We start from the raw sequence: 22,072 nt of genomic DNA, 5'->3' as shown, positions 1-22,072 counted from the left end.
AAACACGGCTTTTTGTGCGTCAAAATGGGGGAGGGCTGTTGAAGGGCTGGTTTTTCCTGCCATGTTGAAAGGGTGCAGGCTCTCGGCGGAGAGACCGGGGAGTTTTTCATGCAGCCACCCGACGAATGGGAAATCCCTCCTGAGTTTCAGCCCGATCCGAGGCTTCTCGACTACGACCTGAAGAACGCCCTGTCGGCCGTGGTTTCCCTGCGGGCGCGCGTTCCCGAAGATGCTTTCACCGCCGAGACCCTTGGGGTCGAACGGGCGGGGCAGGGTGTCGTCATTCGGGACGACGGCCTTGTGGTGACCATCGGCTATCTGATCGCCGAAGCAGAAGAGGTCTGGCTCACTACCAACAAGGGGAGGGTCGTGGGCGCGCATGTGATCGCCTATGACTATGAGAGCGGCTTCGGCCTGGTGCAGGCCCTTGAGCCTCTCGGCGTGCCTGTTCTGGCCCTTGGGGATTCCCGGCGGCTGAAGCCCGGAGAACAGGTCGTCGTCGGTGGAAGCGGCGGGCCGATCCATTCCCTGGCGGCCCAGGTGGTCGCCTGCCAGGAATTTGCAGGCTATTGGGAGTATCTGATTGACGGGGCCATCTTCACCGCGCCGGCCCACCCCAACTGGGGCGGAACGGCGTTGATCGGTCCGCGCGGCGACCTCATGGGCATCGGCTCACTCCAACTCCAGCACCAAGCCTCGGGCGGAACCGTCGTGCCCCTCAACATGAGCGTGCCCATCGACCTCCTGAAACCCATCCTGGACGATCTCCTCACCTCCGGGCGGGTCAAGCATGAGCCGCGGCCCTGGCTCGGCTTCTACGTCGCGGAGGCGGAGGACGAGCAGCTCACGATCATCGGCCTGGCCGGCGATGCTCCGGCACAGCGGGCCGGCCTGCGGGCCGGCGATCAGATTCACGCAGTCGGAGACCAGAGCGTTTCCTCCCTGGCGGAGTTCTACCGGGCCGTTTGGGCGCTCGGCGCGGCCGGCGTCGACGTTCCCCTGACCCTTGAGCGGGAGGGCGACAGGTTCGATGTGACAATCCGATCGGCGGATAGGGGCCGCTTCATGAAGACGCCCCGCCTGCAATAGCGCACTTGTCACGGAGAGCCGACGATGAGCCTTACCGTCACCCTGCCGGCCGGCGAAACCATTCCCGCCCTCGGGCAAGGCACCTGGCAGATGGCCGAGAGGGCTGACCGCAAGGCGCAGGAGATCGAGGCCCTGCGCCTTGGCGTAGAACTCGGAATGACCCTGATCGACACGGCCGAGATGTACGGGGAGGGAGCCGCCGAGGAACTGGTGGCCGAGGCTCTGGCCGGAGAGCGGGAGCGCCTCTTCCTCGTCAGCAAGGTCTACCCTCACAATGCCGGCCGGCAGGGCCTGATCGAGGCCTGCGAACGCAGCCTTCGGCGACTGAAGACTGATCGGCTCGACCTCTATCTGCTACACTGGCGCGGAAGCGTTCCGCTGGAGGAGACGGTCGCCGGCTTCGAGGAACTGCACCGCTCAGGCAAGATCCGCCACTGGGGCGTCAGCAACTTCGACGTGGACGACATGGAGGAATTGCTCGACGTGCCGGCGGGAGAGAGCTGCGCTACCAATCAGGTTCTGTACAACGTGACGCGCCGCGGCCCCGAGTTCGATCTCATCCCCTGGATGGCGGCACGCGGCATGCCGTTGATGGCCTACAGCCCCATCGAGCAGGGGAGGCTTCCCCGAGGCGGTGCGCTGCAGGCCATCGCACAAGCCTATGAGGCAAGCCCATTCCAGATTGCCCTGGCATGGCTCCTGAACAGGCCGGGAGTGATCGCCATCCCGAAAGCATCCAGCGTTCAGCATGTGCGGGAGAACCGCAAGGCTTTGGAGATCCGGTTGACTCCGCAGGACATGGCCGCCATCGATGCCGAGTTCCCGGCACCGAAGCGCAAGCGCCCACTCGAGATGATCTAACAGGCACCCGCAGGGCCAGCAGGACAACAGGACGGTACCAGCCTCATGAGTTTCTCCCGATCCGACGCCATGGCTGTCGCGGACCTTCTCAAGGTCGCAGCGCAGACCGAGATCCTGCCGCGGTTTCGCAATCTCTCCGCCGGTGCCGTCAGGGCCAAGACCTCGCAGCTCGACCTCGTGACCGATGCGGACGAAGCGGCGGAGCGGATGATCGAAGCAGAGCTACGGCGCCTGTTCCCCACGGCCGTTGTAGTTGGGGAAGAAGGTGTAAGCCGCAATCCCCGGCTGCTCGACGGTCTCGACGCGGCGGACCTCGCCTTCATCCTCGATCCCGTCGACGGCACGCTCAACTTTGCATCCGGCCTTCCGCTCTTCGGCGTCATGGCAGCCGTGACGATGAAAGGGGAGGTCGTGTGCGGAATCATCCTGGATCCGATCTCAGACGATTGGGCCATGGCCGTTCGCGGCGAGGGAGCCTGGATCCAGCGGCCTGACGGCAGCACCGCCTCCCTTCAGGTCTCACCCGCCGTCCCGCTCGCCGAGATGGCCGGCAACGTCTCCTGGCGCTACCTTCCCGAGAACCTACGGCCTGTTGTGACGGGCAATCTGCCGAAGGTCGCCATGGCGGCCGATCTCCGTTGCTCGGCGCATACTTATCGACTCATCGCCGCCGGTCACCTGCATTTCTCATTCTCGTCCAGCGTCATGCCCTGGGACCATGCGGCCGGCTGGCTGATCCATCGCGAGGCCGGCGGCTACACGGCGCATTTCGACGGCTCCACCTACCGTCCGGCCAACCGGAGCGGCGGCCTTATCAGCGCACCCGACGAGGCGAGCTGGCGAGCCGTGCGCGACGCGCTGCTTCCGCCTCAGGCCTGATCCTTCCGGCGAAGGTAGTTGTAGACGGTGGCGCGGCCCAGGCCGAGCACGCGCGAGATGTAGGCCGCCGCATTGCGCCCGCCGAATGCGCCGTCGCCGGCGAGATCGGCCACAAGCTGCTGCTTCTGCAGGCGCGTCATCTCCGCGATGGAGAGGCCGCGTTCGCGGGTCCAGCTCTGGATGTACTCGTTAATGCGCTCGTGCCAGTCCTCCTTGAACAGGGAAGCCGGCTTCTCGGCAGACTGGGGAACGGCCACAAGCGCTGTCAGCGTCTGCATCACGGCATGGAAATGGGACACGTCGACATTGATGCAGAGAATGCCGATTGACTTGCGCCCTGCGCGAAGAACGGCGCTCACAGACTTGATGCGCCGTCCGTCCCAGTTCACCTTCTCGTAAGGGCCGATAATGACGTCGGAGGGCTTGAAATCGATCTCATGCAGCAGAGACGGCTCACCGAGCTCCCGCTTGGAAAACGGGTTCGACAGATAGACCACCGTCTCCGTCGAGAGATCGTGCAGCACCACTTCCGCATAGGGCTGGAAGAGTAGGGCAATGGCGTCGCAGACCGGCGCGTAGGCCGCAAGCTCCGGTGCAAGGCCTTTTTTTGGAGACGCCTTCTGCGCCTGCGTCATGACAGTTCCGCGCGCACGAAGGCCGCAAGGCGCTCGAGGCCCGCTTCCAGATGGTGGGCCGGCGCGCCGATGCCAATCCTGATGTAGCGATCCATGCCATAGACATCGCCCGGCAGCAGCATGATGCCGCGCTCCTCGCGCAGGCGATGCACCAGCTCCGTGGAGTTCATGGGCATGGCATAGCGGATGAACGCCATGCCGCCGGCTTTGGGCGGCACGAACGAGAACAGGTCGCTGTTCTCATCGACCCAGCGCTGCAGGAGGGCGAGGTTTTCGCGCAGGATGCGCTTGCTGCGCTCTAGGATCTCCTGCCGCTTAGCGGGCTCCACGACGATCTCGGCCACGAACTCGCTGACAGCCCCTGTCGTGATGGACGTGTAGTCCTTGCGCTGCCAAGAGGCGTAGATCTCCTGCGCGGGCCCGACGAGCCAGCCGATGCGCAGGCCGGGGAGGGCCATCGCCTTCGAGAGGCCGCTGGTGATGATGGCCTTGTCGTAGAGGTCGGCGAAGCTCGGGGGCTCGTCCTGCTCCAGCTCCGCGCCCTTGTAGACCTCGTCCGCGTGCAGGTAGATCCCGTGCTCGCGGGCAATCGCCACGAGCCCATCCATGGTCTCGCGCGACAGGACGCTGCCGGTCGGGTTGTTCGGGTTGCAGATGGTCATCATCTTCGTGCGGGACGAGACGGCCTTGCGCACGTCGTCGAGATCGGGAGTCCATCCCAGCTCCTCGCGGAGAAGAACTTCCTTCACGGTCGCGCCGATAGCGCGGGCCCAGCCCCAGATCTGCAGGTAGTTCGGAACGAACACGACAAGCTCGTCGCCCGGCTCGAGCAGAGACATCACGAGCAGGAAGTTCGCCTCGGCCGAGCCGTTGGTGACGATCACCTCGTCGGCGGTGCGCCCTTTGTGCAGCCTGGCGATAGCCTCGCGCAGTTCAACGCGCCCGTTTGTCCAGCCGTAGCCCAGCTCCACATCGAGCAGCCGGTTCTGTTGCTCCGGCGTCAGAAGCTCACGCAGGGAATAGGGATGCACGCCGCTGTCGGACAGGTTGTACTCGACCGTGTTTTCATAAAGCGACTGAATGCGCTCGAGCGTGAACTCTTCGATTTTCATGGGATCCCCGCGAGGCTGAGTAAGGCTTCAAGGGCTCTGTAGCATCACGATTTTAGACGCGATAGTCCAATTTGGACTTGACTGTACAAATTTCCTGCTGCCATGGTCCGACCTCACGCGGCGCTGGAGCGCCGTCATTTCCGGATTGGAGCCATCGTGCAGTTCGATACCTTTCTCATGGAACGGAACCAGACGCTCTTCGAGAACGGCGTCGAGATCAACCTGACGGAAAGCGGGGTGCACCCCTGCACCATCGAGGAGATTATGCCGGCGGATGCCGCGCAGGCGCTCCTGCGGCTGCCGCTCGGCTATGGCTGGACGGATGGCCGGCCGGATCTGCGCTCGGCCATCGCAAGCTGGTATCCGGGCGCATTGGCGTCCAACGTGCTGGTGACCAACGGCTCCTCGGAAGCCACGATGATCGCCCTGATGGCCATAGTGGATCCGGGCGACAAGGTTCTCTTCGCCGTTCCCAACTTCATGCAGGTAGATGGCCTCGGGCGCGCTCTCGGCATGAACGTGCAGCGGCTGCCTCTCCTAGCGGACCGGGCCTGGCAGATCGACCCGGATGCGCTCGCGCAGGCGGTCGAAGGGGGCGTGAAGCTGATCGCAGCGACCAATCCCGGCAACCCGACCGGCGCCGTTCTCTCGGTCCGCAGCCGCGAGCTTCTGCTGGAGCCCGCGCGCAAGGCGGGAGCCTGGCTCATGGTCGATGAGATCTATCGCGGCGGCGAGATCGACGTGGCTGAGACGGAAACGTTTTACGGAAGCTACGAACGGGTCATCGTCACCAGCAGTCTGTCGAAGTCCTTCGCCTGCCCGGGCTTACGCCTTGGATGGATCGTCGGACCCGAAACGATCGTCGAGGAGGCGGCCAAGCGGCAGGACTACACCACTATCGGCAGCGGAATCCTCAGCCAGATCGTCGCCGCCGCCGTGATGGCACCGGAGAACCGCGAGCGCATCCTGGCACGGGGGCGGGTCCTATTGCGCAAGAATGCGGATATCGTCCAAAGCTGGATCGAGAAGCGCAACCGCTGGTCCTGGCAGCGTCCCGCGGCTGGTGGCATGGCCTTCCTGCATTACGACTTCGACATGCCCTCCGAGGATTTGTCCAATGCGTTTCGCGAAGAGGAAAGCGTATTCGTCGTGGCCGGAAGCTGGTTCGGAATCGAGAACCACATCCGGATCGGCATCGGCGTGAAGACGGAGCACCTCGTGGAGGGGCTCGCCCGACTCGACAGCTTCCTCGCCCGCCGCAATTTGGTTTGAGGCGCGCTCAAACGATGCTGCCACACGACCACCTGTCGAGGGCGAAGGAGGAGCTTCGTCACCTCGTTGCCATTCCATCCGTCAGCGCGCGGGGCGAAAAGCTCGCGGAATGTGCAGAGGCCGTTCGCGACCTGCTGGCTGAGGCGGGCTTCGATAGCGAAGTCCGACCAGGGGACGTCGGTCCCTTCGTGGTGGGGGAGATCGGCAGCGGTCCGCTGACGGTGATGATCTACAATCATTACGACGTTCAGCCCGAAGACCCGGTGTCCCTGTGGCACAGCCCTCCCTTCGAGTTGTCCGAGCGCGACGGGCGCTGGTACGGGCGCGGCGTAGCCGACGACAAGGGGGAGTTCATCAGCCGGCTCGCAGGCTGGCGCCTGTTCCGGGAGCGGCATCCCGGTCCATTGCCGTTCAGGCTCATCTGGCTTGTCGATGGTGAGGAAGAGATCGGCAGTCCGTCGCTCGAAGCCTTCATGAAACGGCGCTTCGCGGGCGAGACGGTGGATGTCTGCTGGTGGGAATACGGCGAGATCGACGCAAGCGGGCGGCCGATCATCCTCTGCGGTTTCAAGGGCGTGATGGCCGTCGAGCTGCGCGCCAGAACGGCCCGGGCGGATCTGCATTCGAGCCTCGGCGCGGTCTTCGACAACCCGCTCTGGAGGCTCGCGGCCGCAACCGCATCGCTGCGCGACAGCACGGGACGGATTCTAGTGGACGGCTTCTACGATGCCGTCCGGCAGCCCACTGCCGGCGACGGCGAACTGGCCTCGGCGCCTCCTTACTCCCTCGACAGCCTGGTGGACGCCACGGGAGCGCAGCGGCTTCTCGACGGGATCGATGCCGCGAACTTCTATCGCGCCGTCAACTTCGAGCCGTGCATGAACGTCAACGGCTTCTCCGGCGGCTATGCGGGCGAGGGCGCAAAGACCGTCCTGCCGGCGCAAGGCGCGGTGAAGATCGACCTCCGCCTCGTGCCCGATCAGAATCCGCAGCGCATCGTTGCGCTTCTGCGCGCGCATCTCGACCGTCACGGGTTCAATGACATCGAGCTGATCGTGCACGATGCCAACGTGAAACCGGTGCGGTCGGCCACCGATCACTGGTTCGTCCAGGATGCGAAGGCGGCCCTCGAAGAGCATTTCGGCCAACCGGCCATCGTGCAGCCGAGCTCCCCGGCCTCGGGCACGGCCCATCCCTTTGTCGAGCAACTCGGCGCCGAGATCGTCGGCCTCGGCCTCACCCATCACGGCGCCATGCTCCACTCGCCCGACGAGAACATCATCGTCGATCAATTCACCAAGACGATCGAATGCTCTGCCGCAATCCTGGCGCGACTATCTCAGAGGGCGGCCCGCATGAACGGCCTGTCTGATCATGAGAAGAGCTGGAAGGGAGACACACCATGATCGGCATCGTTCTCGAGGCGGCGGCCCGCTCGGTGCAGGCGCGCCGGCGCATCTGCGGCTACATCTACGAGACGCCGCTTCTCCCGTCGCGGCAGATCGGCCGGGAAACCGGATCGTCGGTCTTCTTCAAGGCCGAGAATTTCCAGCTCACCGGGTCCTTCAAGATCCGTGGAGCCGCCAGCAAGATGACGTCGCTGGGCAACGACCGCGAGGTCATCACCGCATCGTCCGGTAACCACGGCATCGCGTCGGCGCAGGCTGCCGCATTGATCGGGCAGGCCTTGACGGTGGTGCTGCCCGAGACCGTCGCGCAGGCAAAGCTCGACCGGATTCGCTCCTTCAACGTGAACGTCATCCTGCATGGAGCGGAGAGCGGCCTGGCGGAGCTCCACGCGCAGGAGCAGGCGGCATCGCGCGGTCTCGTCTATGTGTCTCCCTACAACGATCCCGAGATCGTCGCCGGGCAGGGGACCATTGGGCTGGAACTACTCGAACAGTTGGAGACCATCGACAACGTGTTCATCGCCATGGGTGGCGGCGGGTTGATCGGCGGTATTGGAGCTGTGCTCAAAAGCTTCAGCCCCGGGACACGGATCTATGGCGTGGCGGCTCAGAACTCGGCGGCGCTTGCGGTCTCCATGAAAGCCGGACGCGTGGTCGAGACCGAGCATCACGATACGCTCGCGGACGGCGTTGCAGGCGGCATGGACGAGGACAGCATCACGCTGCCGCTCGCGGTCTCGGTGGTCGATGAGGTCGTCACCTGCACGGAGGCTGAGATCGTGGGTGCGCTCCGGGATTTGGCTTTCAAGGAGAATCAGATCGTGGAGGGCGCTGCGGCGCTTGCCCTGGCCGGATTCCTCAAAGTGGCGGAGCGTTGCAGAGGCCAGCGGAACGTCGTCGTGCTCTGCGGTGCGAACTTCGATCACGACAAGATATTCTCCCTTCTGAACGACCGAGGACGCGAGCCATGACGGCCGCAGGTCCGATCACCTTTCTCGATCTCTCGCAAATCGAGCGGCGTCTGGAGGGGCTCGATCTCGTGCCCCTGATGGAACAGGCTTTCGCAGCCTTTTCCGGCGGCGAGGCCGTAATCCCACCGCCGGGCGAGCTCCTGTTCGAGAATCCGCCGGGCGAGGTGCACATCAAGTATGGCTACCTGAAAGCGGGCGACATCTATGTGGTCAAGATTGCGTCCGGTTTCTGGAACAATCCCGCGCTCGGCCTGAGCAGCAGCGACGGACTGCTGCTCGTCTTCAGGAAGAGCACAGGCGAACTGGCAGCCGTGCTCAACGATCGCGGGCGCCTGACCGATCTGCGCACCGCCGCCGCGGGAGCGGTCGCGGCAAAGCACCTTGCTCCTGAGCGGATCGAGACCATCGGCGTGCTCGGCACCGGCATTCAGGCGGAGCTGCAGGTGCAGTTGCTTCAGTCGGTTCGCGCCTGCCGAAACATCGTGTTCTGGGGGCGCAACCCCGAACGAGCGGACGCTTATGTCCGCAGGATGCGGGACAAGGGCTTCCTCGTCGAGGCGGCGCGTTCTCCCGCCGAGGTCGCGTCTTGTTGCCAACTGATCGTCACCGCCACGGCGAGTTCGGAGCCGCTTCTGCGATGGTCCGACATCCGGCCCGGCACCCATATCACTGCGATTGGTGCTGATAGCGCCGACAAGCAGGAACTCGATGCGGCAATCATCAGGCAGGCGGATCTCGTTGTCACGGACAGCAGGATTCAGGGCCGTTCGAGGGGAGAGCTTTGGCACGCGTATCATGGCGATGAATCATGCATGAGCCGCATCGTCGAGATCGGCGAGATCGCTTCCGGTAAGGTCAAGGGCCGCACAACAGCCGAACAGGTGACGGTCTCGACCTTCTCAGGACTGGCCGTTCAGGACATCGCCATCGCATCGGCCGTTCTCGGCCGCCCGTGATGCCGTTGTCCTTCAGGGAGCATGCTCGATCCGCTCGATGAGGCGGTCGATCTCCGCAATCTTGCCGAGGCGGCGCTTGCATTGCTGTTCGAGATACCAGGCTCTGCCGATACTGAGCGCCAGGAGAGGCAGTGCCCAGAGGATGCTGACCACGTTCAGGAGGACAATGCCTAGGAACGCAATCGACAGGATCCACGCCTCGATGCGCCCGAATCCTTCCGTGAGCTCATTCTTCATGACAAGCTGCTGCCGTTCCATGAGGAGCTGACTTCTGGCATAGGCGAGCAGATTCTTCTGCGCACTTTCCTGCTGGGAACTGCGCTGCCGCTCAAGGCGTCCTCTGAGCTCTGCGATATCCGAAGACCGATCAGGAGTATCGTAAGCTCGGGCCATCGGCGCGAAGGCTGCGACGATCCGGCGGTGAAGAGCGACGAGGGCCGGAGGGTGATTGTCCTGCCCGGTCTGCAACTCCGCCGGTTCGAACTCGTCCGTGATGCGGCGGCGGATTTGGGCGACGGTGGTCCCCTGTCTGCCGCGCTCGAACACGCTGGCGACATGGCTTGCGATGGCCGATTCGATGGTTGCTCCTGCCCTGTCCGTTGCCATCGCCAGTTTCCTTCGCCTTGGCCTGCCGGAAATACGGACCAGCAGGGCAGTGGCCTCAGTGTTCAGACCGATACTCGTCGGCTCCATTGCGGCAGTTCACGAAATGTGAAACAGCAGGGTTAACGGATACTTAAGATCAGCATCTCTTCCTGCAGATCAGGCATGAAATCCCGTGCAAACAGTTTGGGATCGGGATCAGCGCTGATCCTCGGGGAGCATGCCGGCGAGATCCCTCAGGAACTTAATGGATGCAGCCGGTCGTCCTTCCTGCTCGGCGACCTTGATGATGTGGTTCAGGATGGTGGCGATCTCCCCCAGCTTCGCGACGCGCCCGGCGGAGAGAACGTGAAAGAAGGTCGAGAACGCCACCGCAATCGCCTGGTCATGCTCCTCCAGCACGCGACACTGCTCCTTGAGCGCTTTGATGTCCCTTTCCTGAGCAGACACGATCTCTACGAGAGTCAGCATCTGCTCGGCCAGGGTGTCGACGGACGTGTTCATATGGCTGAAGCGTTCCAGTTGGGCATGAATGGACGAGGAGGCTTCCTCTCGATCATCGGGTGGTGGAGAATTGAGGGCTTGGTGCATTCCGTGAGATGAGCCTGAGAGCCGATCATCTCCAGTCTCTTTGAATTCTGCGTTCGAGGGCAAAGCTCCTCCGAGCACAGGTTCCGCCTGATCCGCAGCGATACGAGGAAACCCGAATATGCGGGCGAGCCCGGTCGCTGCCTGATGCATGAAACGACGTAACTTCACATGAGCACCGGCAATCCCATTCCTGCTTTCGCTCGAACGAGCGCGCCATCGCCTTCGCGAAGAAGATGGCGTCGTCAACAGTATCATGCCTTGCGCGCGAATGCTCCATGAAGGTCGCCCGTCACATCAGGCGTCCCGTATCCGCCGATCATCCACGGGCGTAGAGAAGGCGAGCGCGAATGGCTCCCTCCAGAGCACGGATCTCCTGCAAAGTCTCGCGGCTCTGCTCGGGCCGGCCCTCCACCTCGATCACCACGTAACCGATCTCGCCATCGGTCTGCAGGTGCTGGGCCGTGATGTTGAGGCCGCGCTGGGAGAAGGCATTGTTCAGGCGCCCGAGCATGCCGGGCACGTTCCTGTGGACGTGGATGTAGCGCGTGCCCGTGGGCCTGGACGGCAGTTGGACCTGGGGAAAGTTGACGGCCCCAACCGTCGTGCCCACGTCGGAGTAATCGGTCAGCTTCTTGGCAACCTCGGCGCCGATGCGCTCCTGGGCTTCCTCGGTCGATCCGCCGATGTGCGGTGTCAGGATCACGTTGTCGAGGCCCTGCAGCGGCGTGACGAAGCGCTCCTTGTTCGATGCTGGCTCTATGGGGAACACATCGACGGCCGCGCCCCGCAGATGCCCGCTCCTCAGCCCCTCAGCCAAGGCGTCGAGATCGACCACCGTGCCGCGGCTGTTGTTGATGAGATAGGCGCCCTTCTTCATGGCGGCGATCTCGGCCTTGCCGATCATGCCGTGGGTAGCCGGCGTCTCCGGCACATGCAGGCTGACGATATCGCTCTGGCCCAGCAGGGCGTGCAGGCTGTCGGCAGGCTCCGTGTTGCCGTGGCGGAGCTTGTCGGTCTGATCGAAGAAGATGACCCGCATGCCCATGGCCTCGGCCAGATAGGAGAGCTGCGAGCCGATATTGCCGTAGCCGACGATGCCGAGCGTCTTGCCGCGTACCTCGTGGCTGTCCGTCGCGGACTTATCCCACTGGCCCGCATGGGCGGCGGTCGATTTGGGGAAGGTGCGGCGCAGGAGCATGACGATCTCGCCGATCACCAACTCGGCCACGCTCCGGGTGTTGGAGAACGGGGCATTGAAAACGGGAATGCCGGCATGCCGGGCGGCTTCCAGATCGACTTGGTTCGTGCCGACGCTGAAGCAGCCGACGGCGATCAGGCGATTGGCGGCTTCCAGAACGCGACCCGTCAGCTGGGTGCGGGAGCGGATGCCCAGGAGGTGGATCCCCTGCAGGGCTTCGATCAGCGCGTCCTCGTCGAGCGCGGTCTTCAGGTGGGTCAGGTTGGTGTAGCCCGCCCCTTCGATCAGATCGACGGCACTCTGGTTCACCCCCTCGAGCAAGAGAACGCGGATCTTGTCTTTCTGAAGAGAGAACGTCTCGGACATATCAGCTCCAACTGCCTTCCACAGGCATGCCATAGCGCGCCGGAGCAGGGGCGGGAATCCTTTTTTCTTCCATTCCGTCTCTTCCACGGCTGGGGCCTGTAGCCCCTTTCGAGCATCCGGTCCCCGACAGGGTGAGGCCTCATACCTCCTATGCTCCGACCTGGCCTCGCGGGTCTGGTCTATGATGGCTGAATCCGGTTGCGGCTGCAGCCGGTCGAGGAGGCGGGGGCCGGGCCGGATGTACGCCCGGTCCCCGTTCCTTTTCTGGTCTCATCCCTGCCGTTCCCACAGCTCATCGATCAAAAGCCGAGCTTGAATGGATCCAGGCCCCCGGATCAGGAGTTCTGGTTCCATCTGCAGAGAAACCAGCCGGTGAGCAGGGCGCTCCCTCCGGAGGCTGTCAACAGGGGGCGAAGTGCCGCGAATCCTGACCTACAACGTACACCGCTGCCTTGGCACGGACGGGCGTCTGTCTCCTGCGCGTATCGCCGACGTGGTCGCAGCCTACGAGCCTGACGTCGTGGCCCTGCAGGAACTCGATGTGGGCCGGGTCAGAACGGGAGGCGTGGATCAAGCTCATGCGATCGCCCAGGCGCTGGGAATGCATGTGCATTTCCATGCCAGCATGCGGGTGCTGGAGGAGCAGTACGGCAACGCGATCCTCACCCACAGGCCTACAAAGCTCATCAAGGCGGAGCCCCTTCCCGGCCTGGCCGGGAAGCCGGGGCTTGAGCCGAGAGGCGCGCTCTGGGCCTCAGTCAACATCGGAGGCGTGGATGTGCAGATCATCAACACCCATCTGGGCCTGCGCCGCCATGAGAGGCTCGCCCAGGTGAATGCCCTGCTCGGACCGCATTGGCTCGGCCACCCGTCCTGCCGGGAGCCTGCGATCCTGCTGGGGGACCTCAATGCCACGCCGCGTTCGCGCGCCTATCAGCGCCTCGCGTCGCATCTCTGGGATGCCCAGGCGTTGGCGAGGCCTTCCAAGCCCAGGGCGACCTTCCCGTCACGCCTGCCGATGCTGCGCATCGACCATGTTTTCGTCAGCCGCGGGATTGCCGTGCAGCGGGTGGAAGCGGTCAGGACGCCCTTGGCCCGTGTCGCCTCGGATCACCTCCCGCTTCTGGTCGAGTTCCATATCGTTCGCGCCAAGGCGCACCAAGCCAGCATGGGCCACGCCCATGGGTGATGGGAACTACAGAGGCGTCTAAGGGATCGTAGCCCCTGCATTTGCGTTGAGCCTTACAGAGCGTGGCTATTAGCTGCTGCGGCACAATGCCAATGAGGAGAGGGAATGCGTAACTGGAAGTACCTGATCGCTGCGGCTGCCGTCGGCCTAGCGGCTTTTCTGCTGTACCGCACGCTCAGCCGCTACAGCCTAGACGAGCTGATCGCCGCCGTCACGGCCGTTCCCACGGCAAGGCTCCTGGGGGCGGCAGGATTTGCCGCAGCAAGCTACCTGTGCCTGACCTTCTTCGACTACCTGGCTCTCCACTATGTCGGCCGGCCGCTGCCCTATCCGAAGGCGGCGCTCGCCTCTTTTACAGCCCTTTCCCTCGGTCACAACATCGGGTTGGCTGCCCTGAGCAGCGGCGCGGTGCGCTATCGGTTCTACAGCCGCTGGGGGCTCAGCGCGGCCGAGGTGGCGAAAGTGATCGTCTTCTGCGGGGTCACCGTTGGTCTTGGCCTGCTGACCCTGGGTGGAGCGGCCCTGCTCCTGCGCTCCGAACTGGCCGTGGACATCACCGGGCTGACCCGGCCGATCATCATCTCCTTAGGGATGGGCTGCCTTGCAGGGCCGGCGCTCTACCTGATCCTGTCAGTTTTCGTGCACCGGCCGCTGCGGATCCGGCACTGGTCGCTAGAGATCCCGAGCTTCCGGCTTGCCATCGGACAGGTCCTGATCGGGTGCATCAACTTCGCCTTCGTAGCCGCCTGCCTTCACCAGACCCTCGCGGCCGTGGCAGACGTTGCGTATCTGGGCGTGGCATCGGTCTATGTGATCGCCAATGCGACGGCGCTGGTGAGCCATGTGCCTGGAGGTCTTGGCGTGATCGAGAGCGTCGTCATGTACCTTCTGCCCCACGATAACCTGATCGGGCCGCTTCTGGTGTTCCGGTTCGTCTACTTCCTCGCGCCGCTCGGCCTCGGGGGCATTCTGTTCGCTGTGACCGAGTTGGTTTTGCGTGGTCGAGGATCTGCGTTTGACCGGCACACGCCCGGTGCCGTGAAGGCCTAGCCGTCAGGCCTTGCGGCGGCGAAACAGGGCGAGCGGCTCGAAAGGCTCCGGCGGATCCAAAAGGCTGGTCCCCGGTGCCGGTGCATCTGGCCCTTCATCGGCCATGGCCCCGAAGGCGCGCAGGCCGCGCTTTCCGGTATTGAGCTGGTCGATGGCCTGGATAACGGACCCGCCTGCTCCCGCGAGAGCCTCTGCGAAGGTCTCCGGCTGCGTCTCGAGATGCTCTGCGATGAGTTGGTCTCTCAGATGGACGATGGTCCGACGCTCTTCCTCGGTGGCTGCCTCAATGGCGAGGTCGCACTCGCTGTCGAGGCCCATGGAGCGGTTGTTCAGGTTCGAGGAGCCGATGCGCAGGAACACGTCATCGACGATGATGAGCTTGGAATGGATGAGCACCTGGCATTCTCCGCCCGCTCCATTCGGGATGACCGGGTAATAAACGCGCAGGCGGTTGTAGTGATCGCATTTGCGCAGACGCCGTATTAGCCTATCCCGGTTCGTGCCCATGACCAGTTCTTCCGCCCAGCCGTGGGATTCGTGCGTTTGAACCACGACGATCTCGGGCCCGCTGGGATCGGCCAGCTGACGCTCGAGGACGTCGCCGATCGAGGGAGCCGTCATATATTGCGCTTCGATATAGATGTTCTTCCTCGCGGCGGAGAGCGCGTCCAGGGTCAGGGCCGCCGCCTCCTGCGCGGCAGGCTGGTCTCCCCAGGCCGGATAGGTGCGGGCGATGGCGACGGGCACGTTGACGAAACTGACGGAAAGATCCTCCGGCCACGGATCGGCCCCATCCGGCAAAACTGGGCTCAGCTCCTCGCCTGTCGCAAATTTCCAGCGGCCATAGCCCACCTCGGCAATGGATCGTGCGGCTTCGCCGTCCACAGCCATCTGCAGATCGTGGACCGGCTCGTAAATGCTCCCATCATCCTTCAGCCGGAGAGGGTCGTCGCAGGCGTGGCGCTGGGTGTCCCAGCGCTCAACCGTGAGGTCCATGCCGCCGACGAATGCCAACGCATCGTCTATGCAGACGATCTTCTGGTGGTGGGCCGCATAAAGCGGGTGATGGGTATCGAGCTTGAGCTGGAGGCGTGGGTGGTCCTGCCAGTCAGCGCCGAAGATCAGAGGGCCGGGAGCGCCGGGGGCATGCACGACGGCAATGCTCCACACGAGGATCCTGACCTCAAGGTTCGGCTTGGCCTCCACCAGGGAACGCAGCAGGGGGCCAAGCGGCGGGGACTCCTCGGCACTCACGTCTGGACGCAGACGGATGCTGCCGTCGAAATCCCAGCCGATGATGAGAATGGAGCGTTGGGCACGGCGCAGAGCCGCTTCGAGGCAGGCGAAATAGGCGGCTCCATCGATCAGAACCGATGCACGATCGGCCTGTGCGACGCGCCAGCAATTCTGTTCAGGGCGCAGGATCGAGCCACCAGGCAGTCGCGCGGCCGCCTGGGCAAACTGAAGTTCATGCCGGCTCGTCGTTTCTTCCAGAAGTTGCACGCGACTAAGATCCTAAACGCAGTCCTCTGCCAACTCAGGAACCGAGGCCAAGGTTCCGGTTGGAAACAGAGCGCTCCGAAATCGTTGCCCAGGCGATCGGGCTTGCAAATCGAGCCACGTCGTGGAATTTCCGGATCAATTCACAACAGGTGGAACAGCGTGTTCGACTGGATCGTCAGCCTCATCGACAAGGCCGGATATCTCGGCATTGCCCTGCTCATGCTGCTGGAGAACGTTTTCCCGCCGATTCCTTCGGAGGTCATCATGCCCCTGGCGGGCTTTTCCGCCGCCAAGGGCACGCTCAGCTTCACCGGGGTCGTTCTCGCCGGGACAATCGGGTCGCTCGCCGGTGCCTATTTCTGGTTTCTGATCGGCCGCTGGATCGGAGCGAAGCGCCTGAAGCGCTTTGCTGCGAGGCACGGCCGCTGGCTGACCATGCATCCCGACGAGGTGGATCAGGCCCGAGCCTTTTTCTCCCGCCATCAGGCGCTGGCCCTTTTCCTCGGGCGTCTGGTCCCGGCGATCCGCTCCCTGATCTCTGTTCCCGCCGGCGTGAACTGCATCCCGATTTCCACCTTCCTGCTGTGGAGTTTCCTCGGAACGGCTCTCTGGACTGTTCTCCTTGCAGGCGCAGGGTATCTCCTCGAGAGCCAGTACGAAAAGGTCTCGGAATGGCTCAATCCCATCTCCAACGTCGTCATTGCGGCGCTGGCCGTCTGGTATGTGTACAGGGTCATCAGCTTCAAGGCGCCCGAGGCCTCGTGAGCGTGCCTGAAATCTCAGCGGAGCCGGCCTGATCTCTGAGCAGCCATTTGCAGCAGATTCAGGCCTTTGCCGTTGCCAATCCGAAGAAGCGCCTAATAATTTACACAGTTCGCATGGTGAGCGCGCCAATCGCGGCGGGATGGTCCGGCTGCCCTTCTTTCGCGCTTCATCAGGCTGGGGCATGGCATCAGGATTGAAAGGCGATCATGGACAAGGAACTTGAGAACAGAATCCGCGAGCGGGCTTACGAGCTCTGGATGCGGCACGGGGCTCTCCCTGATCGGGCGGACGAGTACTGGTACCAGGCCGAGCGGGAGATTGTCGGGCAAAGCAGCGAGGGCTCGGGCACGCAACCGCCTTCCCTCACGGATCCCGCTCCCTTGGGCATGACCAGCATGACGGCCGACGAGGCTCCTCCTCCTAAGGTTCGCAAGAAGCGCACTCCTGCCGCGGCTCCCGCGAAAGAGAGCGGCGATGCTCCGGCTGCACCGAAGCGCAAGCGGTCGACGCGGGTGACCTGAGCGCGCCGGCGCACAAGCCGTCGGCTTCGGTCGAGAGCTTACTGGCGGGAACTCCGGTGCAGTCTGGAATGCCGCAAGAACCTGCAGCCATTCCAGTGCTTCGAATCTTGAGAGGTGGCTGCCTTTGATGTGAGGACACGGTCTTGCCGAATTCCAGCGATCCCTACGCGCCTCTCGCCCGTCACGCCATGGCGTATGTTCTTGCCGGAGGACGCGGCAGCCGCTTGATGGAGCTAACCGACATTCGCGCCAAACCTGCGGTCTATTTCGGCGGCAATACCCGGATCATCGATTTTGCACTCTCGAACGCCCTAAACTCCGGCATCAGGCGCATCGGCGTGGCGACGCAGTACAAGGCCCACAGCCTGATCCGCCATCTGCAGCGGGGCTGGAACTACTTTCGGGCCGAGCGGAACGAAAGCTTCGACATCCTGCCGGCCAGCCAGCGTGTCTCGGAAACCATGTGGTACGAAGGCACGGCCGATGCGGTGTTTCAGAACATCGACATCATCGCAAGCATCGACCCGGAGTACATCATCATCCTGGCCGGGGATCACATCTACAAGATGGACTACGAACTCATGCTGCGGCAGCACGTCGACATGGCAGCCGACGTGACCGTCGGCTGCCTTGAGGTGCCGCGGATGGAGGCGACCGGCTTCGGGGTGATGGCCGTCGATGAGACGGATCGCATCATCTCCTTCCTTGAAAAGCCCGCCGACCCTCCGGGCATGCCGGACAACCCGGACAAGGCCCTGGCGAGTATGGGCATCTACGTCTTCAACACCCGCTTCCTGTTCGATCAGCTGAGACGCGATGCGGAGACACCCGGCTCGAACCGGGATTTCGGAAAGGACATCATCCCCTATCTGGTTCAGCACGGCAAAGCCGTGGCGCATCGATTCACGCGATCATGCGTCCGCTCCGGAGCGGAGGCTGGTGGGCGAGATGCCGAGGCCTACTGGCGGGATGTCGGGACCGTGGATGCCTACTGGGAAGCGAATATCGATCTGACGGCGATTGTTCCCTCCCTCGACCTCTATGATCACGACTGGCCGATCTCCACCTTCACGGAAACATGGCCGCCGGCGAAGTTCGTTCATGATGAGGACGGGCGCCGCGGCCATGCCATCAACTCGCTCGTATCCAGTGGCTGCATCGTATCGGGAGCGGCCCTGCGCCAGTCGCTCGTCTTCACCGGCGTGCACCTCCATTCTCACGCCTCGGTCGAGGGAGCCGTCATTCTTCCTTATGTGGATGTCGGCAAGGGTGCGCGGCTCAAGAATGTCGTGGTCGATCGCGGCGTGCACATCCCTGACGGACTCGTGGTCGGCGAGGATCCCGAGCTCGACGCCCGCCGGTTCCGCCGCACCGAGAAAGGCATCAGCCTCATCACGAAGCCAATGATCGAGAGATTGGCCGGATGAGGCCAGTGAACGTTCTCTCCGTCACGTCGGAGATCTTTCCCATCATCAAAACAGGTGGGCTGGCCGACGTTGCCGGGGCCCTTCCGTCCGCCCTTGCGGCAGAGGACGTGAGAGTCATTACGCTCGTTCCGGGATATCCGGCCGTGATGAGGGCTATCGAAGGCATGGAGGCCATTCATCAGTATCCGAGCTGCTTCGGCGGATCGGCAAACCTGCTGTCGGGAAAGGCAGGCGAGCTGGACCTTTTCGTCATTGATGCCCCGCATCTCTTCGACAGGCCAGGCTCCCCCTATCTCGCGCCTGATGGCCGTGACTGGGCTGACAATGCGCGGCGCTTCGCGGCACTTGCCCGGGCAGCGGCCGATATCGGACAGGGACTGGCCCCGGGCTTCGTGCCTGATGTCGTTCATGCACATGACTGGCAGGCTGGCCTCGTGCCGATTTACCTGAGGCTCGCGGAAAGAGCGCGTCCTGCAACGGTCATGACGATCCACAACATCGCCTTTCAAGGCGTTTTCCCTCCATACCTGTTGCTCGAACTGGGATTGCCGGCCAGCACCTTCACCATCGATGGCGTCGAATATTATGGGCAGATCGGATTCCTGAAAGCCGGCTTGCAACACGCGGATCGGATCACAACCGTTTCGCCGACCTATGTCAGAGAAATTCAGACACCAGAGGGCGGAATGGGTCTCGATGGGTTGCTGCGGGTACGCTCGACCGCCATGTCCGGTATTCTCAATGGCATCGATGACAAGATCTGGGATCCCGGTGCGGATACGAATCTCGCGCAGACATACGATCACAATGATCTCGATACCCGGATGATCAACAAGGGGGCACTGCAGAAGCGATTGGGCTTGAGCCAGGATCCTGACGCGATGCTCTTCGGCATCGTCAGTCGCCTGTCCGAGCAGAAAGGCCTCGATCTCGTGCTCGCCGGCTTGTCGGGACTTCTCGCCGGTGGTGCACAACTGGCGCTGCTAGGGTCTGGAGATCAGACCCTCGAGGACAGCTTCCGTACCGCCAGCATCGTCCATCCTGGCCAGGTTGGATGCTTCTTTGGCTATGACGAAGAGCTCGCTCACCTGATCCAGGGCGGCAGCGACGCTCTGCTCGTGCCGTCACGGTTCGAGCCCTGCGGCCTGACGCAGTTGTGCGCCATGCGATACGGGAGCGTGCCGATCGTGTCGCGGGTGGGCGGATTGGCCGATACGGTGATCGACGCCAATGAGATGGCCATCGCTGCCGGCGTCGCCACAGGTTTCCAATTCGGACCTGTTGCGCTCTCGCCGCTAACGAACGCCGTCGATCGGGCGAAAAACCTCTGGCGCGACAGACAGGCATGGCGGCGCCTGCAAGGCAACGGCATGCGCACGGATGTGAGTTGGCGTCGCCCTGCAAAGCAGTATGCCGACCTCTACCGGGCTTGCCTGTCGATGTGAGATCGATAGGAGGAGCGCCGTATCAGGCGCTCTTCCTTTTTTCGGGCTTCGGCTGCTTGGCTGGCTTCAGCTGGAACAGCAGCAGGGAATGGCCCGTGACCGTGTAGACTTTGCCGAAACCGAATTCCGCCGGCGTGTCCAGATCCGGCTGGTTGGTGTCGATGTGACACATCCAGGCCTCTCCGCCGACCACCTCCGGCAGGGTGCACTTCACCACGTCATTATGAGCGTTCATGATCATGAGGAGAGTCACGTCCGTGCCGCGCCTGCGGATGCCGGTCGGTTGAGCGCGGCCATCCAGCAGAATGCTGATGCAGCGGGCGTTGGGATCCTCCCAGTTCTCAGGCATCATCTCATCGCCTGCGGGAGTGAGCCACGTCACGTCCTTAACGTCGAGTTCCTCATTATAGATGCCGGAGAGAAAGCGCATGCGCCGCAGGATCGGCAGGTTCTGACGCAGCTGGATCAGCTTGCGTGTAAATTCAAGAAGTTCGACGCCGTCATCGTCAATTCCCTCCCAATCGATCCAGGACACCTCGTTGTCCTGACAATAGGCGTTGTTGTTGCCCTGCTGGGTCCGCGCGAACTCGTCGCCGGCCAGCAGCATCGGTGTTCCCTGCGAGAAGAGCAGAGTGGCCAGCATGTTGCGGATCTGGCGCAGGCGCAGCGAGCGTATCTCTGGTTCGTCCGTCGGGCCTTCGACGCCATAGTTGAACGAGAGGTTATGGTCGTGGCCGTCCTTGTTGTCCTCTCCGTTGGCCTCGTTGTGCTTCTCGTTGTAGGAGACGAGATCGTTCAGCGTGAAGCCGTCATGGGCAGTGACGAAATTGACTGAAGCCCACGGGCGCCGCCCGCGCTTGTTGAAGATATCCGCCGATGCCGTGAGGCGAGCCGCAAGCTCCGGAAGCTTTCCCTCTTCTCCCTTCCAGTAGGCACGCACAGTATCACGGTAGCGGTCGTTCCATTCGGCCCAGCCGGGCGAGAAGCGCCCGACCTGATAGCCGCCTGGTCCGCAATCCCATGGCTCGGCGATCAACTTCACTTGGCTGAGGGCGGGATCTTGGCGACACGCATCGAGGAAGCGGCCGTCCTCCTCGAAGCCATGCGGTTCACGACCCAGGATGGTCGCAAGGTCGAAGCGGAAGCCGTCGATCTGAACCTCCTGCGCCCAGTAGCGCAGGGAGTCCGTGACCATCTGGAGCACACGCGAGTGGCTGAGGTTCACGGTGTTTCCGGTGCCTGTGTCGTTGATATAGTAGCGGGGATCGGGCGCGAGCCGGTAATAGGAGGCATTGTCGATACCTCGGAAGGACAGGGTCGGCCCCAGCTCGTTGCCTTCGGCCGTGTGGTTGTAGACCACATCCAGGATCACCTCGATCCCGGCGTCGTGGAGATGGCTCACCATCTCCTTCACCTCGTTGATGAAGGGCGTTGCGAGGTAGCGCGGCTGCGGCGCGAAGAAGCCGATCGAGTTGTAGCCCCAGTAGTTCTTGAGCTTCTTCTCGACCAGATAGCTGTCATCCACGAAAGCATGGATCGGCAGCAGTTCGACGGCAGTGACGCCGAGATTCTTGATGTACTCGATGACCTCGTGCTGCATGAGCCCCGAGAACGTGCCGCGAAACTCCCGTGGCACCGCAGGGTGCTGCATGGTGAAGCCGCGCAGGTGTGTCTCGTAGATGATCGTCCGTTCCCAAGGGATCTGCGGCCTGCGCGCCCGCGCCCAGGTGAAAGCCGACTCGACGACCCGGCATTTCTGCATATACGGTGCGCTGTCGCGCTTGTCGAAGGAGAGGTCGGCATCGGGTGAGCCGAGGGTGTATCCGAACAGGGCCGGGTTCCACTTCAGGTCGCCGATGAGCTGCTTGGCATAAGGATCGAGCAGGAGCTTGTTGGGGTTGAAGCGGTGGCCGGCCGTGGGCTCATAGGGGCCATGGACACGGTATCCGTAGGTCGTGCCGGGCCGCGCATCCGGCAGGTAACCATGCCAGACCTCGTCGGTATATTCCGGGAGCTCGATCCGTTCGATTTCCCGCTCGCCGTCTTCGTCGAACAGGCAAAGCTCAACCTTCGTGGCATTCGCTGAGAAGATCGCGAAATTGACGCCCAGCCCATCCCACGTGGCTCCAAGGGGGTAGGGGAGTCCCTCCCGGACGCGGGAGGTGCGTCGAACATTCGGGGCGACGATCTGAGGCGGCGACTGCTCACGGGTATCGACTTTGTCATTCAT

General features: G+C 63.1%; 20 protein-coding genes. 13 read left to right on the top strand and 7 right to left on the bottom strand.

Going from position 1 to position 22,072, the window contains the following annotated elements:
- Positions 1-108: 108 nt before the first annotated feature.
- From JQC81_RS05620 to JQC81_RS05610, 3 genes are read left to right on the top strand one after another with little or no spacing between them, the layout of a single operon-like run.
- Entirely contained in the window at positions 109-1,089 is a 981-nt protein-coding gene (locus JQC81_RS05620) for a S1C family serine protease (protein ID WP_203270837.1), read from the top strand.
- Positions 1,090-1,113: 24 nt separating this feature from the next.
- Positions 1,114-1,950, top strand: coding sequence for an aldo/keto reductase (locus JQC81_RS05615; RefSeq protein WP_203270836.1), 837 nt, complete (start codon positions 1,114-1,116; stop codon positions 1,948-1,950).
- 45 nt (positions 1,951-1,995) lie between these two features.
- A complete protein-coding gene (locus JQC81_RS05610; protein ID WP_203270835.1) occupies positions 1,996-2,829 on the top strand; it encodes an inositol monophosphatase family protein in 834 nt (277 codons plus the stop codon).
- Here JQC81_RS05610 and JQC81_RS05605 read toward each other — a convergent pair.
- Together JQC81_RS05605 and JQC81_RS05600 are read right to left on the bottom strand one after the other, a co-directional pair.
- Positions 2,820-3,464 carry a helix-turn-helix transcriptional regulator gene (locus tag JQC81_RS05605; RefSeq protein WP_203270834.1) on the bottom strand — a complete coding sequence of 215 codons (645 nt, stop codon included), beginning with the start codon at positions 3,462-3,464 and terminating at the stop codon, positions 2,820-2,822. The genes JQC81_RS05610 and JQC81_RS05605 overlap by 10 nt on opposite strands.
- Positions 3,461-4,576, bottom strand: coding sequence for an aminotransferase class I/II-fold pyridoxal phosphate-dependent enzyme (locus tag JQC81_RS05600; RefSeq protein ID WP_203270833.1), 1,116 nt, complete (start codon positions 4,574-4,576; stop codon positions 3,461-3,463). The genes JQC81_RS05605 and JQC81_RS05600 overlap by 4 nt, the downstream gene beginning before the upstream one ends.
- Before the next feature lie 102 nt (positions 4,577-4,678).
- Here JQC81_RS05600 and JQC81_RS05595 point away from each other — a divergent pair, with 102 nt between their 5' ends.
- Genes JQC81_RS05595 through JQC81_RS05580 form a run of 4 tightly spaced genes read left to right on the top strand, consistent with a single transcriptional unit; the run spans position 4,679 to position 9,184 of the window.
- Positions 4,679-5,848, top strand: a complete 1,170-nt coding sequence (locus JQC81_RS05595) for an aminotransferase class I/II-fold pyridoxal phosphate-dependent enzyme (protein ID WP_203270832.1) — start codon at positions 4,679-4,681, stop codon at positions 5,846-5,848.
- 14 nt (positions 5,849-5,862) lie between these two features.
- The gene (locus JQC81_RS05590; protein ID WP_203270831.1) at positions 5,863-7,254 is read left to right on the top strand and encodes a M20/M25/M40 family metallo-hydrolase; all 1,392 of its coding nucleotides are present in this window, start codon (positions 5,863-5,865) and stop codon (positions 7,252-7,254) included.
- On the top strand, positions 7,251-8,228 hold the full coding sequence (locus tag JQC81_RS05585; protein ID WP_203270830.1) for a pyridoxal-phosphate dependent enzyme: 978 nt from the start codon (positions 7,251-7,253) through the stop codon (positions 8,226-8,228). Before JQC81_RS05590 ends, JQC81_RS05585 begins: the two co-directional genes overlap by 4 nt.
- A complete protein-coding gene (locus JQC81_RS05580; protein ID WP_203270829.1) occupies positions 8,225-9,184 on the top strand; it encodes a Rossmann-fold NAD(P)-binding domain-containing protein in 960 nt (319 codons plus the stop codon). The genes JQC81_RS05585 and JQC81_RS05580 overlap by 4 nt, the downstream gene beginning before the upstream one ends.
- Before the next feature lie 12 nt (positions 9,185-9,196).
- Here JQC81_RS05580 and JQC81_RS05575 read toward each other — a convergent pair whose 3' ends face one another.
- The 3 genes from JQC81_RS05575 to serA all read right to left on the bottom strand — a co-directional run bounded on the left by JQC81_RS05575 (position 9,197) and on the right by serA (position 11,942).
- A complete protein-coding gene (locus JQC81_RS05575; RefSeq protein WP_203270828.1) occupies positions 9,197-9,790 on the bottom strand; it encodes a hypothetical protein in 594 nt (197 codons plus the stop codon).
- A 195-nt stretch (positions 9,791-9,985) separates the two neighbouring features.
- Positions 9,986-10,291 carry a hypothetical protein gene (locus tag JQC81_RS05570; RefSeq protein ID WP_203270827.1) on the bottom strand — a complete coding sequence of 102 codons (306 nt, stop codon included), beginning with the start codon at positions 10,289-10,291 and terminating at the stop codon, positions 9,986-9,988.
- Between the two features lie 403 nt (positions 10,292-10,694).
- Complete coding sequence (serA, locus tag JQC81_RS05565) at positions 10,695-11,942, bottom strand: phosphoglycerate dehydrogenase (RefSeq protein ID WP_203270826.1); 1,248 nt, start codon at positions 11,940-11,942, stop codon at positions 10,695-10,697.
- 415 nt (positions 11,943-12,357) lie between these two features.
- On the opposite strand from serA, the gene JQC81_RS05560 reads away from it, so the two are divergent.
- Positions 12,358-13,131 (top strand): endonuclease/exonuclease/phosphatase family protein, encoded by a 774-nt coding sequence (locus JQC81_RS05560; protein ID WP_203270825.1) that lies wholly within the window; start codon positions 12,358-12,360, stop codon positions 13,129-13,131.
- A 105-nt stretch (positions 13,132-13,236) separates the two neighbouring features.
- On the top strand, positions 13,237-14,181 hold the full coding sequence (locus JQC81_RS05555; RefSeq protein ID WP_203270824.1) for a putative bifunctional lysylphosphatidylglycerol flippase/synthetase: 945 nt from the start codon (positions 13,237-13,239) through the stop codon (positions 14,179-14,181).
- Positions 14,182-14,184: 3 nt separating this feature from the next.
- Here JQC81_RS05555 and JQC81_RS05550 read toward each other — a convergent pair whose 3' ends face one another.
- A complete protein-coding gene (locus tag JQC81_RS05550) occupies positions 14,185-15,684 on the bottom strand; it encodes a phospholipase D-like domain-containing protein (protein WP_312887479.1) in 1,500 nt (499 codons plus the stop codon).
- A gap of 159 nt (positions 15,685-15,843) precedes the next feature.
- Here JQC81_RS05550 and JQC81_RS05545 point away from each other — a divergent pair, with 159 nt between their 5' ends.
- The 4 genes from JQC81_RS05545 (at position 15,844) to glgA (ending at position 19,842) form a co-directional block, all read left to right on the top strand.
- A complete protein-coding gene (locus JQC81_RS05545; RefSeq protein WP_203270823.1) occupies positions 15,844-16,449 on the top strand; it encodes a DedA family protein in 606 nt (201 codons plus the stop codon).
- A 206-nt stretch (positions 16,450-16,655) separates the two neighbouring features.
- The gene (locus JQC81_RS05540) at positions 16,656-16,970 is read left to right on the top strand and encodes a DUF2934 domain-containing protein (RefSeq protein WP_203270822.1); all 315 of its coding nucleotides are present in this window, start codon (positions 16,656-16,658) and stop codon (positions 16,968-16,970) included.
- 143 nt (positions 16,971-17,113) lie between these two features.
- Complete coding sequence (glgC, locus tag JQC81_RS05535; protein ID WP_203270821.1) at positions 17,114-18,397, top strand: glucose-1-phosphate adenylyltransferase; 1,284 nt, start codon at positions 17,114-17,116, stop codon at positions 18,395-18,397.
- A complete protein-coding gene (gene glgA, locus JQC81_RS05530; protein WP_203270820.1) occupies positions 18,394-19,842 on the top strand; it encodes a glycogen synthase GlgA in 1,449 nt (482 codons plus the stop codon). Before glgC ends, glgA begins: the two co-directional genes overlap by 4 nt.
- 22 nt (positions 19,843-19,864) lie before the next feature.
- On the opposite strand, the gene glgX is transcribed toward glgA, so the two are convergent.
- Complete coding sequence (gene glgX / locus JQC81_RS05525) at positions 19,865-22,072, bottom strand: glycogen debranching protein GlgX (RefSeq protein ID WP_210347074.1); 2,208 nt, start codon at positions 22,070-22,072, stop codon at positions 19,865-19,867.

This window comes from Microvirga arabica (assembly GCF_016811235.1).
Taxonomy (GTDB): domain Bacteria; phylum Pseudomonadota; class Alphaproteobacteria; order Rhizobiales; family Beijerinckiaceae; genus Microvirga; species Microvirga arabica.
This window is presented reverse-complemented; position numbering and strand designations above follow the sequence as displayed.

Bases quoted from the DNA above. Each gene is read 5' to 3' on its own strand.
- JQC81_RS05620 (WP_203270837.1), top strand. From the start codon at position 109: ATGCAGCCACCCGACGAATGGGAAATCCCTCCTGAGTTTCAGCCCGAT.
- JQC81_RS05615 (WP_203270836.1), top strand. From the start codon at position 1,114: ATGAGCCTTACCGTCACCCTGCCGGCCGGCGAAACCATTCCCGCCCTC.
- JQC81_RS05610 (WP_203270835.1), top strand. From the start codon at position 1,996: ATGAGTTTCTCCCGATCCGACGCCATGGCTGTCGCGGACCTTCTCAAG.
- JQC81_RS05605 (WP_203270834.1), bottom strand. From the start codon at position 3,464: ATGACGCAGGCGCAGAAGGCGTCTCCAAAAAAAGGCCTTGCACCGGAG.
- JQC81_RS05600 (WP_203270833.1), bottom strand. From the start codon at position 4,576: ATGAAAATCGAAGAGTTCACGCTCGAGCGCATTCAGTCGCTTTATGAA.
- JQC81_RS05595 (WP_203270832.1), top strand. From the start codon at position 4,679: ATGGTCCGACCTCACGCGGCGCTGGAGCGCCGTCATTTCCGGATTGGA.
- JQC81_RS05590 (WP_203270831.1), top strand. From the start codon at position 5,863: ATGCTGCCACACGACCACCTGTCGAGGGCGAAGGAGGAGCTTCGTCAC.
- JQC81_RS05585 (WP_203270830.1), top strand. From the start codon at position 7,251: ATGATCGGCATCGTTCTCGAGGCGGCGGCCCGCTCGGTGCAGGCGCGC.
- JQC81_RS05580 (WP_203270829.1), top strand. From the start codon at position 8,225: ATGACGGCCGCAGGTCCGATCACCTTTCTCGATCTCTCGCAAATCGAG.
- JQC81_RS05575 (WP_203270828.1), bottom strand. From the start codon at position 9,790: ATGGCAACGGACAGGGCAGGAGCAACCATCGAATCGGCCATCGCAAGC.
- JQC81_RS05570 (WP_203270827.1), bottom strand. From the start codon at position 10,291: ATGAACACGTCCGTCGACACCCTGGCCGAGCAGATGCTGACTCTCGTA.
- serA (WP_203270826.1), bottom strand. From the start codon at position 11,942: ATGTCCGAGACGTTCTCTCTTCAGAAAGACAAGATCCGCGTTCTCTTG.
- JQC81_RS05555 (WP_203270824.1), top strand. From the start codon at position 13,237: ATGCGTAACTGGAAGTACCTGATCGCTGCGGCTGCCGTCGGCCTAGCG.
- JQC81_RS05540 (WP_203270822.1), top strand. From the start codon at position 16,656: ATGGACAAGGAACTTGAGAACAGAATCCGCGAGCGGGCTTACGAGCTC.
- glgA (WP_203270820.1), top strand. From the start codon at position 18,394: ATGAGGCCAGTGAACGTTCTCTCCGTCACGTCGGAGATCTTTCCCATC.
- glgX (WP_210347074.1), bottom strand. From the start codon at position 22,072: ATGAATGACAAAGTCGATACCCGTGAGCAGTCGCCGCCTCAGATCGTC.